The organism is Kribbella sp. NPDC043289 (assembly GCF_056436705.1).
Map to the genome: position 1 here is coordinate 261,963 of NZ_JBWKCB010000007.1, position 13,265 is coordinate 275,227.

A 13,265-nucleotide genomic window follows, 5' to 3' on the forward strand; every position below is an offset into this window, starting at 1 on the left:
AAACTACCCCGCGCGCAGATCGGTGATCGTCGGGCGCTGGTGATCGGTGAGCCGGAACCCGATCCCGCGAACGGCGTCGATGGTGACCGTCGTACCGAGCTCGTCGAGTTTGCGGCGCAGGCGTTTCACCACCGAGTGCACGTCGGCGGTACCGCGGATGTTCCGGTCCCGCCACACGGTGTGGTGCAGGGCGTCGTACGACCAGACGCGCAGCGGGACCGACATCAGCCGGGTGAGCAGATCGTGCTCGAGCTCGGTCAACGGGATCTCCCGGTCACGCCAGCGGGCGACCGACCGGCCCCGATCGATCGCGAGTACGTCGGCCTCGGGGTGGTCGCGGGCGCCGGCCGCCGCGACCGTGGTGGCCTCGACCGTGTCGGGCTCCGACGGATCGGGTTGCTCGGGCGCGGCCGGTGGTGGCGGGTGCGCGGGCACGAGCAGCTTGCGCAGTTCGTCGAGGCTGGAGACCAGCAGCAACGGGGCGACGTCGTCGACGAGCTCGGCCAGCTGGACGCGTTGCTCAGCCGAGGCCGCGACCGCGATCAGGAGCGGGAACGACTCACGTCCGGTGCTGGTCAGATCGACGTCCGCAGGGGCGGGGACACGGGCGGTGACCATCTGGTCACGATGTCAACATCTGCCTCGGATCGTCAACGGACTGCCAACGTTTGCCCACGTTGCCTCGATCGGCGCGACAGCTAGTCACATCTTGCTCACCAACTGTGCTTGTTACCACGTTGTTCTGACACATAGATTCCACGTCAGGCTTGCGGTGTCACATGCCGCAGCCCGGGGGGCACGCAGCGTGTCCGCGCCCTCCTGCAGCAGATGACTCGGGGGAGTCGACTCGGGGTCGTTTCAAGTGAGGGGCTGCAGAGATGTCACATCAACCACGAAGGGGACTCGCCAGATCGCTGGTGAGTGTCCTGGCGGCGGCAGCCGTCGTCGCGACCGGGATGGCCGCCGCCGGCCAGGCCCAGGCGACACCGCCCACCAAACCCGAAGCCACACCGTCACCGGCCGCCAAGATCAAGCCGGAGCTGATGTCCAAGCTCGACGGCAAGGACGCCAAGGCCGCGACGGACTACTGGGTCCGGTTCGGCACCAAGGCCGACCTGACCGCCGCGAGCAGGATCACGAACTGGAACGAGCGCGGTACGGCGGTCGCCGCCGCGCTGAAGAAGGCCGCCGCGGACAGCCAGGCGAAGATCCGTGCCGAGCTGGACGCGCAACACGTGAAGTACCAGTCGTTCTGGGGCACGAACGCGATCCGGATCGAGAGCGGATCGCTGGCGCTGGCGCAGAACCTGGCCACCCACAGCGAGGTCGAGGGCCTCTACGCGCCGGTCCAGATCGAGGTACCGAAGGTCACGCCCGGCCAGCAGGAGAAGGCGATCCAGTCGGTCGAGTGGGGCGTCGCGAACATCAAGGCGAACCAGGTCTGGTCGCAGTACGGCGACAAGGGCGAAGGCATCGTCGTCGCGAGTATCGACACCGGTGTGCAGTACGACCACCCGGCGCTGGTGCACCAGTACCGCGGGAACAACGGTGACGGCACCTTCGACCACAACTACAACTGGTTCGACGCGGCCGGCACCTCGCCGAACGCACCGTCCGACGGCAACGGCCACGGCACCCACACGATGGGCACCATGGTCGGCGACGACGGCGCAGGCAACCAGATCGGTGTCGCCCCGGGCGTGAAGTGGATCGCCGCGAACGGCTGCTGCCCGAGCGACGCCGCGCTGATCACGTCCGGCCAGTGGATGCTCGAGCCGACCGACCTCGCCGGGCAGAACCCGGACGCGAGCAAGCGGCCGAACGTCATCAACAACTCGTGGGGTTCGACGCTGCCGTCGAACGACCCGTTCATGGAGGACATCACCCTGGCCTGGACCGCGTCCGGGATCTTCGGTGCGTTCGCCAACGGCAACAGCGGCTCGGCCTGTCAGAGCTCCGGTTCGCCGGGCAGCCTGACCAGCAACTACTCGGCCGGCGCCTACGACATCAACAACAACATCGCGTCGTTCTCCGGCCGCGGTGCGGGCCAGAACGGCACCATCAAGCCGAACATCTCGGCCCCCGGTGTCAACGTCCGCTCCAGCCTGCCGGGCAACACCTACGGCGCGTTCAACGGTACGTCGATGGCGACGCCACACCTGACGGCCACCGTGGCCCTGCTGTGGTCCGCCTCGCCGACCCTCAAGGGTGACGTCGCCGCCACCCGCGCGCTGCTGAACCAGACCGCGATCGACACGCCGGACAGCCAGTGCGGCGGCACCGACGCGAACAACAACGTCTTCGGTCAGGGCCGCCTGGACGCGTTGGCGCTGGTCGGCGCCGCGCCGATCGGCGACACCGGCACGCTGTCCGGCACCGTCACCGCCGCCACCGGTGGCGCGGCGCTGGCCGGCGCGAGCGTGACGATCAAGACCGCCGGTCAGCCCGACAAGACGCTGACCACCAGCAGCAACGGCACGTTCTCGTCGGTCCTTCCGGCCGGTGACTACGACCTGACGGTCGCGTCCTTCGGGTACAAGACCGCTACGAGCACCGCGACCATCACGACCGGTCAGACCACCACCAAGAACTTCGCCCTGGAGAGCACTCCGCAGGTGAGTGTCGGTGGCACCGTCACGGACGGCTCCGGCCACGGCTGGCCGCTGTACGCGAAGGTGACGGTCGAGGGTCCGGGTGGCGTGTTCGACTACACCACCCCGAGCAACGGCCGGTACAGCCTGAAGGTGCCGTCCGGTGCGGCGTACTCGCTCAAGGTCGAGGCGAAGTACCCGGGCTACACCACCGTCAGCCAGCCGATCACGGTCGGCAGCGGCAACCTGACCAAGAACATCACCGTTCCGGCCGACTCGAACTCGTGCGCCACGGCGCCCGGCTACAAGTTCGGCTCGGACGGCGTCTACGAGACCTTCGACTCCGGTGCCGCGCCGAGCGGCTGGACCGTGGTCGACGGCAAGGGCAACGGTCAGGTCTGGAAGTTCGACGACCCGGGCAACCGGGGCAACCTGTCCGGCGGCAGCGGCAAGTTCGCGGTCGTGGACAGCGACAAGTACGGCGGTGGCGGGTCGCAGGACACGTCGCTGGTCAGCCCGGTCGTGGACCTGAGCTCGGTCACCGCTCCGGTGATCCGGTTCAACCAGGACCTGAACTACCTCAGCGGTGAGAAGGCCGACGTCGACCTGTCGATCGACGGTGGCGCCACCTGGAGCAACGTAGCCGCTCAGGCCGCCGACCTCCGCGGCGTCAAGGAGATCGCCATCCCGCAGGCGGCCGGCAAGTCCGCGGTCCAGGTACGGTTCCACTACTACGACGCGTCGTACGAATGGTGGTGGCAGGTCGACAACGTCCTGATCGGCAGCCAGATCACCTGTGTGCCGACCGGCGGCGGCATCGTCGTCGGCAACGTCAAGGACGCCAACACCGGCGGTTTCGTGAACGGCGCGACCGTCACCCGGGACGGCAGCGGCGACAGTGCGACCACCGTGGCGACGCCCGAGGACACCGGCCTGGACGACGGCTTCTACTGGCTGTACTCGTCCGCGGACGGCAACCAGGGCTTCACCGCCAAGGCCGGCAACTACGTCAGCTCGACCGCGACCGTCGGGGTCGAGGCGGACTGGACCACGGCCGCCGACTACACGCTGAAGGCCGGTCAGCTGACCGTCACGCCGGGCAGCATCACCGGCAGCCTGAAGCTGCCGGCGGGCAAGGTCACCAAGTCGTTCACCGTCAAGAACACCGGCGGTGCCGACGTCGACGTGAAGTTCGGTGAGAAGGACAGCGGTTTCGTCCTGGAGAACGCGAACGGCTCCAAGACCACCAAGGCCGAGGTGGAGAACGGGGTCGGTGCTCCGCTGCAGCGGCTCGCCGTCAACACCTCGTTCGCCCGGATGCTGTCGGGCAAGACCGGCGCCGCGCCGGCCGTCGCGCAGCCGCAGGCGGCTCCGTGGACCGACATCGCCGACTACCCGGCCAGCGTGATGGACAACCGGGTGGTCAGCCTCGAGGGCAAGACCTACTCGATTGCCGGTGGCAACGGTAGTGCGTCGACCGGGAACAGCTACGTGTACGACCCGGCCACGCTCGCCTGGACCGCGATCGCCCCGCTGCCCGGCGCCCGCAACGCGATCACCGTGGGTGTCGTCGGCGGCAAGATCGTCGCCAGCTCCGGCTGGGGAGCCTCCGGCCCGGCGGCGGAGACCTGGGCCTACGACCCGGCCGCCAACGCCTGGTCCGCACTGGCCGCCAACCCGGCCCCGCGGGCCGCGGCCGGTCAGGCCGTGCTCGACGGCAAGCTGTACGCCGTCGGCGGCTGCACCAGCGCCAACTGCACCCCGATGAGCAACACGGTCGTCCGCTACGACCCGACGGCCAACGCGTGGGACACGCTGGCGAACTACCCGAAGTCGGTCGCGTTCGCGTCCTGCGGTGCCATCGACGGCAAGCTGTACTGCGCCGGCGGTAACGACGGCACCAACTCGCTGAAGAACGCGTACGTCTACGACCCGGGAGCCGACTCCTGGACCGCGATCGCGGACGCTCCGGCCGACCACTGGGCGGCGTCGTACGCCGTCGCGGGTGGGAAGCTGCTGGTCGTCGGCGGTGTCCAGGCCGGTGCGGTCACCAACGCCGGGTTCGCGTACGACCCGTCGGCGGAGGCCTGGTCCGCGCTGCCGAACGCCAACCTGCCGCGATACCGCGGTGGTGCGGCGTGTGGCTTCTACAAGATCGGTGGCTCGTCCGGCAGCTTCAACGCGACCGCGGACAGTGAGGCCCTGCCGGGTCTCGAGGACTGCACCGAGTCGTCGGCCGACGTGAGCTGGCTGTCGCTCGACCAGACCGAGGTCACCCTGGCCCCGGGACAGTCGACGACCGTCAAGGTGACGCTGAACGCCAGCGTCGACCAGCCGGGTGCCTACAGCGGCGCCGTGACGATCGGCGAGAACACGCCGTACTCCGTCCCGGCGGTCGGCGTGACGATGAACGTCACTCCGCCGAACACCTGGAGCAAGCTGCTCGGCACCGTCACGGGCGTCAGCACGTCCGGCGCCTCCGCCCCGCTCCCGGGCGCGATCGTCGAGGTGGACTCGTGGGCGCAGTCCTACACGTTCATCACCGACAAGGACGGTAAGTACGCGTACTGGCTCGACCGTCGCAACAACCCGCTCACCCTGATCGCCGCGAAGGACGGCTACAAGCCCCAGACCCGCACCACCAAGCTGGTCGCCGGCACCCCCGTCACCGAAGACTTCGCCCTGAAGTCGATCAAGTAACCCCAGCCCCATCCCTCGGCCCCGGACCACCTCGGTCCGGGGCCGAGGCCTTGTGGGGAGGTTTGTGCACCTGGAACGACATGTAGAACTCCCCAGTCGCCCCGACGTTGTCCACAGGCGCGAAGTTGGCGCGAGGGAAGGGTGGCGAGGGGTGCGTGTTCTGGGGTGTGGAAGGGAGCATGCGTGAAGTGCTTGAGGGACAGGAAGGAGCGTTCAGTCGGGGGCAGGCGCGGGCCTGGGGGATCTCGGATCGGTCGCTTGCCGTGCGATGCCGGGCTGGGCGGATCCAGCGGGTGTATCGGGGTGCGTACGTCGACTTCTCGGGGCCGGTGCCGTGGGAGACGCGGGTGTGGGCCGCGTGGCTCGCGTACGGGCCGGAGGCCGCGCTGGCCGGCGAGACCGCGCTCCGGCGCTACGGGATCTCTTCGGACCGAGACGACGGGGTTCGGGCTGTTGGGGTTCGGGGTGTTGGGGTTCGGGATGAGGTGGTTCGGCTGGAGGTGCCGCATGGGCGGAGGGTGCGTGGTGAGGATGGTGTTGTGATCAGCCGGGCGCGTGGTTTCGCGCAGCGGGTGGTCGAGTCGCGGGAGCCGCCGATCGTGCGGCTCGAGGTGGCGGTGTTGACGGTTGCGGGTCGGCGGGCGACTGCGGATGGTGCCGCTGCGCTGGTGCTTGACGTGTGCCGGCAGCGGCGTACGACTCCGGCGCGGCTGCTGAGTGAACTGGATCGGATGTGTCGCCTTCCGCGGCGTGGGCTTTTGGTGCAGGTACTGCGTGATGCTGCTGAGGGAGTCGAGTCGTTCCTGGAGCTCGTGTACTTGCGGAGGGTCGAGCGGGCGCACGGGCTTCCGACCGCGCGGCGTCAGGTTCGCGTGAACGGCGTACGTGGTGTTGTGTATCGCGATGCCGAGTACAACTACGACCTGATCGTCGAACTGGACGGGCGGGCCGGACACGAGGACGCTGGCCCGCCTCCCCTACCCCGTGCTCCCGCACGTGCCCGGTTGGTTTGGGGAGTGCTGTGCACCTGAATCGATCAGCAGGACTCCCCAGTCCGATCGGGCGGAGGGAGAGTTAGGCAGCCGGGAGGAGGTGGAAACCTACGCCTCGGACGGCGTGGATGGTGACGGTGGCGCCGAGGTGGGTGAGTTTTTGGCGGAGGCGTTTGACGACCGAGTGGATGTGCGAGCCGCGGCCGAGGTGCTCGTTGCCCCAGACGGCGTGGTGGAGGCGTTGGTAGGTCCAGACGCGGCCGGGTTCCGCGACCAAGCAGTGCAGGAAGTCGTGTTCCAGCGGAGTCAGTGGCATCTCGCGGTCCCTCCAGCGGACAACCCTGCGATCCACGTCCAACTGCAACTCCCCCACCGGCGCCGGCGCAGCTGCCGCGACCACGGCTGCCGAGTCTGCCGGTGCAGCAGCTGCTGACAGCGCGGCTGTCGAGACGGTGGTCGGCGAAGCTGCTGCGACCGCCTTGATCTTGGTGTGGCGGTCGATGGTTTGCGGCATGGTGACGGATGGACTCGGCGCCACGCTTACACCGGTCAGTTCCAGGAACGCGCGTGCCTGGTCGGCGCTCGACACCAGCAACAGGGCGTCGGCTTCGCCGAGCAGGCGAGCCAGGTGTACCCGTTCGGCCGTGGACGCAGCCACGCCGATGATCAATGACGAGTCGGACGACCTCTCCAGCGACATCACAGCAAGCCCCTCCCAGTCGAAACCCGCCCCGCCACAAGTACGGTTCACGGCACGAACTAAGTCAAGGGATTCCACGCGCACCCGGCTGGCACATATGCGTCCTGTCCGAGACACGACAGGAAATCCCCGACGAAGATCGCGACGCTCCCGCGCCGGGTGTGCGCCGAACCTGCGCAGCGGAGTAGTCTCCTCGCGCACGGCCACTCTGACCGCATTCACGGAGGAACAGTGCCCGGTCTGGTTCGGCGGCCGCTCGTCATCTGGTTGCTCGCTGCTCTCGCAGTCCCTGTGCTGCTGACCGCTGTGCTGGTTCCGGCCCGCGCCGGCACCACCGAGGACGATCTGCGCGACCGCACGCTCGCCGCCCTGCAGGCCCGCGGCATCGAGACCCGCTCGGTCGATTTCGACGGCCGCGACGCCAAGGTCGCGCTGCCGCCGGACGTCGATCCCGGCAAGGTCCGGGAGATTGTCGCGGGTGTCGACGGCGTCCGATCGGTCGAGATCATGAACGGCGCGTCCAGCGCGGCGACCGGCGGCACGCCTACAACACCGGCCACCACTCCGACGTCACCGCCGATCGCGCCGTCGACGGTGCCGGTCGAGGAGTCCGACGTACCGCCGTTCGAGGTCGGGCGGACGAACCAGGCGATCCGGGTGCAGGCGCCGGTGCGGAGCCAGGCGGTCAAGGAAGCCATCGCCGCCGAGGTCGACCAGGTGCGCGGCGAGGACCGTGAGTACGACGACCGCACGACGATCGATCCGGCCAACGGCATCGCCGACGCGTCGGCGGTGTCCGCGCTGCTCCGGGCGCTCGCGATCGGCACCGGTGACGCCTCGGTGCGGTACGACGGCGACACGATCACGCTGTCCGGCCAGGTGCCCGACCAGGCGACGAAGGCGACGGTCGGACGGGCCGCGGCGAAGGCCGTACCGGGCGCGGTGGTGGCGGACCAGCTCAAGCTGCCGGCGCCGGCGAAGCCTGCGGTGAGCGAGCCGTGCCGCACGTTCCCGACGCGTCTGGCCGAGTTCAGCCGGCAGTACAAGATCAACTTCCTGTCCGGTACGGCGATCGTCAACGACGCCTCGAAGCCGTCGGTGATCCGCGCCGCCGCCCTGCTGAAGTCCTGTACGACGGCGCGCGTCGAGCTCGCCGGTCACACCGACGACCTCGGTTCGCCGGCCACCAGCCTGCCGCTGTCCGAGCGCCGCGCGGCCGCGGTGAAGACCCAACTGGTCAAGCTCGGCGTCAACCCGAACCGGATCCTGGCGAACGGGTACGGCGAGTCCTTCCCGATCGCCTCCAACACCACCGGCACCGGCCGAATCGCCAACCGCCGCGTCGAGATCCGCCCCCGCTGACAACCCACCGGCCCAACCCGGTGAACCAACCGCGGCCAGTGCGTAGACGACGAACCGCCTGCTGCGTAAGGCATCGCGCGGTCCGGCGACCAGCACGCCGACGACGAACGCGACTCGCATTCCGTCGGGTTGGAGTGCGGGGACGGTGCAAGACGGAGTAGGGTCACGGACTGTCGAGATCGGTGGTCCACAGCTTTCGTAGGGGATTGCATGAGTTGGCTGATCGCACAGGTCTGGATCGTGTTGCTGGTCGCGTTCGTCCTCGGCAGCGCGGTCGCGTGGCTGGTGCACCGGCTCCGGCCGTCGGGCGGCGTCCGCTGATGGGCTGGCTGCTGCGGGACAACTGGCTGGGCGCGCTGCTCGCGTTCCTCCTCGGCGCGGCGATCACCTGGGTCCTGCTGGACCGACGTCGGCCCGCCACGTCTCTCGTCCCCGCCGCTGTGGTGGAGGAAGAGAAGAAGGAGCCCGTCCTCGTCGGCGCGGCGACCGTCGAGGAACGGCGCGCGGCGCCACCCGAACCGGTCTTCTCCCAGCCGATGGAGCCGACCCACCCACCAGAGTCGATGCACTCGATGCAGCCGACGGAACAGCAGCAGGAACAGCCGCAGTCGACGGAGCCGACGCTGTTCGACGTAGAGCCTGCTGCGACACCGCCGCGGATCCAGCCCGAGATCCCCGCCGCCGCGCCCCCCGGACGCTACGGTGAGGGGTCGGCCGACGCGGTACCGCACCAGGGTCCGCCGGACGGGTTCACCATCAAGGGCAACGCCCAGTCGATGTTGTTCCACACTCCCGACTCGCCGTACTACGGCCGGACCAAACCCGAGGTCTGGTTCCGTAGCGAGGCCGACGCCGAACGCGCCGGCTTCACGAAATACGTCCGCCGGCCGCGCAAGGCCGCCGACCCCCGCGACTGATCTCCAGGAGCCGCTGTGCGCCATCAGCTTCACATCCCGTACGTCGTCGAGGAAGACGAGAACGGCATCTGGATCGCCGAGGCGGCCCTGACGCCGGACGCGTTCCTGCACACCGACGGCCCGACCCGCGAAGCGGCGCTCGAGGATCTCCGGGACGCGGTCGTCGAAGCCGTCGCCGACTCGGGCCTGCCCGATCAACTGGTCGTCGACGTGGAGATTCCGTAGCCGTTCTGACCCCGCCGCGGACCTACGATCACGACAACAGCGTGGTAGGCGTGCAGTCCGCAAGGAGGGCCGAACAGGTGGGCGTTCCCGAACCGGTCGTCGTGACCGTCGAGGTGCCGTGATGGCGGGCGAGGATTCCGAACCCGCCGGTCCGTCGGAGCCGCTGGAACCGGATGCGATCATCCTGCCCGGCGAGCGACGCACCGGCGTCGATCCGCGGGTCGGCGTCGCGGACGCGCGCGGCGCCGTACGGAAGCGTCCGAACTCCTGGCGTGGCCGGGGCAAGGCGCGCAAACCACCGTCGGCCGAGCGTCACAACGACGGTCGCGGACCTCGCGGCTGAGCGACCTGACCCGGTCCGAAGCTGCTCGAGAACGCGGGTGCTGATCCATCCGCGAGCCCCATTTGCTTGTACTGGCAAAGGGCCGTCAGACTGTGCGGAACGCCTTGCGGAACCGTCCACCGACGGCGTCACCACAGCACCGGAATCGTCCGGATTCGTGCACTATGTCCCCTTTTAGGTACGCCGTAACGGGGTACGGGAAACACTGCACGCCTGGGCGGCTCCACACACAGCGTCGTCACGTCGTGGCGGCAAGCCGTAGTACCGCTAGGTTTGGAGACACCCGATGGAGGTGAGCGTGACCGACATGCTGCCGGAGCAGCACCACGGACTGACGAAGAGTGACCCGCTGTGGTTCAAGCGGGCCGTCTTCTACGAGGTCCTCGTGCGGTCCTTCAAGGACTCGAACGCCGACGGCATCGGCGACCTGCAGGGCCTGACCGAGAAACTCGACTATCTCGAGTGGCTCGGGGTCGACTGTCTCTGGTTACCGCCGTTCTATCCGTCGCCGCTGCGCGACGGCGGCTACGACATCTCGCACTACACCGAGGTGATGCCGGAGATCGGCACGGTCGCGGACTTCGCCCAGTTCCTGGAGCAGTCGCACGCCAGGGGCATCCGGGTGATCGTCGACTTCGTGATGAACCACACCTCGGACCAGCACCCCTGGTTCCAGGCGTCGCGGGAGGACCCCGAGGGTCCGTACGGCGACTTCTACGTGTGGTCCGACACCGACGACATGTACGCCGACGCGCGGATCATCTTCGTCGACACCGAGTCCTCGAACTGGACCTGGGATCCAGTGCGCGGACAGTACTTCTGGCACCGGTTCTACGCGAACCAGCCGGACCTGAACTTCGAGAACCCGGCCGTCGGGGACGCGATGATCGAGGCGCTGAAGTTCTGGCTCGACCTCGGCGTCGACGGTTTCCGCCTGGACGCGGTGCCGTACCTGTTCGAGACCGACGGCACGAACTGCGAGAACCTCCCCCGGACCCACGAGTTCCTGAAGCGGGTCCGCAAGGAGGTGGACGCGAACTACGAGGACCGCGTCCTGCTCTGCGAGGCGAACCAGTGGCCGGCCGACGTGGTCGAGTACTTCGGTGACCGCGACTCGGGCGGTGACGAGTGCCAGATGGCGTTCCACTTCCCGGTGATGCCGCGCATCTTCATGGGGGTACGCCGCGAGTCGCGCTTCCCGATCTCGGAGATCCTCGCGCAGACGCCGGAGATCCCGGACACCTGCCAGTGGGGCATCTTCCTGCGCAACCACGACGAGCTCACGCTCGAGATGGTCAGCGACGAGGACCGCGACTACATGTGGGGCGAGTACGCGCAGGACCCGCGGATGAAGGCGAACATCGGCATCCGCCGCCGGCTCGCACCGCTGCTGGACAACGACGTCAACAAGATGGAGTTGTTCACGGCGATGCTGCTCAGCCTGCCGGGTTCCCCGATCCTGTACTACGGCGACGAGATCGGCATGGGCGACAACATCTGGCTGGGTGATCGCGACGGCGTCCGGACGCCGATGCAGTGGTCGCCGGACCGGAACGCCTCGTTCTCCACCGCGACGCCGGGCAAGCTCAGCCTGCCGGTGATCATGGACCCGGTCTACGGCTACCAGGCGGTGAACGTCGAGGCCGAGATGGAGAACGCCTCCTCGCTGCTGCACTGGACCCGCCGGATGATCCAGACCCGCAAGCAGCACCCGTGTTTCGGCATGGGTACTTTTACGGATCTGGGGGGTTCCAACCCGAGCGTGCTGTCCTACGTGCGCGAGTTCGGCGACGACGTGGTGCTGTGCGTGAACAATTTGTCGAGGTTCCCGCAGCCGATCGAGCTGGATCTTCGGCAGTGGCAAGGAGTGGAGCCGATCGAGTTGCTCGGCGGTGTGCACTTCCCGACCATCGGGGAGTTGCCCTACCTTCTGACCCTCGGCGCCCACGGTTTCTACTGGTTCCGGCTGGCGAAGCCGGCTGACCACGAGGAGAGCATGTAGTGAGTTCGCATCTGGACCAGGTCCAGTCCTTCTGCGCGGGCCAGAGGTGGTTCGGCGAGAAGGGACACGACGTCCACGTCGAAGCGATGGCCGGATCTGTCTGGCTGTCGGACGAGGGCGCCTGGCCCGCGGTCCGGATCGGGTTCGTCTACTGTGCGGGTCCACCCGGGGCGGAGAACCCGATCCGGGTGTACCAGCTACCGCTCAGCTACCACCGTGCACCGGTCGAGAACCTCGGCCACGCGCTGGTCGGTGAGTGGGTGGAGCCGGATCTCGGCGACACCGAGGTCTGGGTGTACGACGCCCTCCACGACAAGGAGGCGACGCCGTACTGGCTGGACGGGCTCACGCACGGACGGCAGCTGGACGGGCTGGAGTTCCATCCCGTCCAGGCTCCGGATCACAACATCGTCGTACCGGAGAACGCGCAGTCGCTCGTCCTGACCGTCGAGCAGAGCAACACGTCGCTGGTGTTCGGCGACGTCGCGCTGCTGAAGGTGTTCCGCCGGCTCGAGCCCGGGAGCAACCCCGGGGTCGAGATCGAGTCGGCGCTCACCGAGGCCGGGTCCGAGCTGGTCCCGGAGGTGCTGGGGTCCGCACGCGGTCGGTGGCCGCGGGCGGGCGGCGGCACCGACTCCGGTGAGCTGGCGATGATGACGGCCTTCCAGAGCAACGCCACCGACGGCTGGTCGTTCGCGACGTCGTCGGTGCGGGACCTGTACGCCGAGGCCGATCTGCACGCCGAAGAGGTCGGCGGCGATTTCGCGCCCGAGTCGCACCGTCTCGGTGCGAGCACCGCGCAGGTGCACTCGGAGCTGGCCAAGGCGCTCGGCACCGACCTCTGGGAGCCGGCCAAGCTGGTCGAGCACGCGAACGCGATGCGCCGCCGGCTCGACACTGCGGCCGCTGCGATCCCCGAGCTCGCGCCGTACGCCGGTGGTCTGGCACGAGCGTTCGACGCGCTGGCGGCGTACGGGCAGCCGGTGACGGTGCAACGGATCCACGGTGACTTCCACCTCGGCCAGGTGCTGCGCACGATCGACGGCTGGAAGCTGATCGACTTCGAGGGCGAGCCGGCCAAGTCGCTGATCGAGCGGCGCGCGCTGGACACCCCGGTGAAGGACATCGCCGGGATGCTGCGCTCGTTCGACTACGCGGCCCGGTCGCTGCTCGAGGATCACCGCGGCGACCAGCAGATCGCGTACCGCGCGGCCGAGTGGGCGACCCGCAACCAGCAGGCCTTCTGCGACGGGTACGCCGAGGTCGCGGGCACCGACCCGCGTCAGCAGCAGGTTCTGCTGAACGCTTTCCTGGCCGACAAGGTGATCTACGAGGTCCTCTACGAGGCCCGCAATCGCCCCACCTGGCTCCAGATCCCCCTCTCCGCCGCAGCCCACCTCGCCGAGCAGTAGTAGGCCGAGCAGTAGTAGGAG

Annotated in this window: 10 protein-coding genes; 8 read left to right on the plus strand and 2 right to left on the minus strand. The window is 68.6% G+C overall.

The features are described 5' to 3' along the window. Positions 1–3: 3 nt before the first annotated feature. The gene (locus AC0662_RS34370) at positions 4–618 is read right to left on the minus strand and encodes a winged helix-turn-helix domain-containing protein (RefSeq protein ID WP_452203820.1); all 615 of its coding nucleotides are present in this window, start codon (positions 616–618) and stop codon (positions 4–6) included. Between the two features lie 299 nt (positions 619–917). Here AC0662_RS34370 and AC0662_RS34375 point away from each other — a divergent pair, with 299 nt between their 5' ends. Both AC0662_RS34375 and AC0662_RS34380 read left to right on the plus strand, forming a co-directional pair. Continuing rightward, the gene (locus tag AC0662_RS34375) at positions 918–5,291 is read left to right on the plus strand and encodes a S8 family serine peptidase (RefSeq protein WP_452203821.1); all 4,374 of its coding nucleotides are present in this window, start codon (positions 918–920) and stop codon (positions 5,289–5,291) included. A gap of 179 nt (positions 5,292–5,470) precedes the next feature. Continuing rightward, entirely contained in the window at positions 5,471–6,322 is an 852-nt protein-coding gene (locus tag AC0662_RS34380) for a type IV toxin-antitoxin system AbiEi family antitoxin domain-containing protein (protein WP_452203822.1), read from the plus strand. A 43-nt stretch (positions 6,323–6,365) separates the two neighbouring features. Here AC0662_RS34380 and AC0662_RS34385 read toward each other — a convergent pair whose 3' ends face one another. Then, positions 6,366–6,983: a helix-turn-helix domain-containing protein gene (locus AC0662_RS34385; RefSeq protein ID WP_452203823.1), complete on the minus strand. Its 618-nt coding sequence runs from the start codon at positions 6,981–6,983 to the stop codon at positions 6,366–6,368. 231 nt (positions 6,984–7,214) lie between these two features. Here AC0662_RS34385 and arfA point away from each other — a divergent pair, with 231 nt between their 5' ends. From arfA to AC0662_RS34415, 6 genes are all read left to right on the plus strand, one after another. Then, entirely contained in the window at positions 7,215–8,345 is a 1,131-nt protein-coding gene (gene arfA / locus AC0662_RS34390) for a channel-forming protein ArfA/OmpATb (RefSeq protein ID WP_452203824.1), read from the plus strand. A 320-nt stretch (positions 8,346–8,665) separates the two neighbouring features. Then, complete coding sequence (locus AC0662_RS34395; protein WP_478305884.1) at positions 8,666–9,262, plus strand: sunset domain-containing protein; 597 nt, start codon at positions 8,666–8,668, stop codon at positions 9,260–9,262. 15 nt (positions 9,263–9,277) lie between these two features. Next, entirely contained in the window at positions 9,278–9,487 is a 210-nt protein-coding gene (locus AC0662_RS34400; protein ID WP_452203826.1) for a hypothetical protein, read from the plus strand. 121 nt (positions 9,488–9,608) lie between these two features. Next, a complete protein-coding gene (locus tag AC0662_RS34405) occupies positions 9,609–9,830 on the plus strand; it encodes a hypothetical protein (protein WP_452203827.1) in 222 nt (73 codons plus the stop codon). A 286-nt stretch (positions 9,831–10,116) separates the two neighbouring features. Then, positions 10,117–11,832 carry a maltose alpha-D-glucosyltransferase gene (gene treS, locus AC0662_RS34410; RefSeq protein ID WP_452203828.1) on the plus strand — a complete coding sequence of 572 codons (1,716 nt, stop codon included), beginning with the start codon at positions 10,117–10,119 and terminating at the stop codon, positions 11,830–11,832. Further along, entirely contained in the window at positions 11,832–13,244 is a 1,413-nt protein-coding gene (locus AC0662_RS34415; protein ID WP_478305887.1) for a maltokinase N-terminal cap-like domain-containing protein, read from the plus strand. The genes treS and AC0662_RS34415 overlap by 1 nt, the downstream gene beginning before the upstream one ends. Positions 13,245–13,265 lie beyond the last annotated feature (21 nt).

Bases quoted from the DNA above. Each gene is read 5' to 3' on its own strand.
- AC0662_RS34395 (WP_478305884.1), top strand. From the start codon at position 8,666: ATGGGCTGGCTGCTGCGGGACAACTGGCTGGGCGCGCTGCTCGCGTTC.
- treS (WP_452203828.1), top strand. From the start codon at position 10,117: ATGGAGGTGAGCGTGACCGACATGCTGCCGGAGCAGCACCACGGACTG.
- AC0662_RS34370 (WP_452203820.1), bottom strand. From the start codon at position 618: ATGGTCACCGCCCGTGTCCCCGCCCCTGCGGACGTCGATCTGACCAGC.
- AC0662_RS34380 (WP_452203822.1), top strand. From the start codon at position 5,471: ATGCGTGAAGTGCTTGAGGGACAGGAAGGAGCGTTCAGTCGGGGGCAG.
- AC0662_RS34385 (WP_452203823.1), bottom strand. From the start codon at position 6,983: ATGTCGCTGGAGAGGTCGTCCGACTCGTCATTGATCATCGGCGTGGCT.
- AC0662_RS34405 (WP_452203827.1), top strand. From the start codon at position 9,609: ATGGCGGGCGAGGATTCCGAACCCGCCGGTCCGTCGGAGCCGCTGGAA.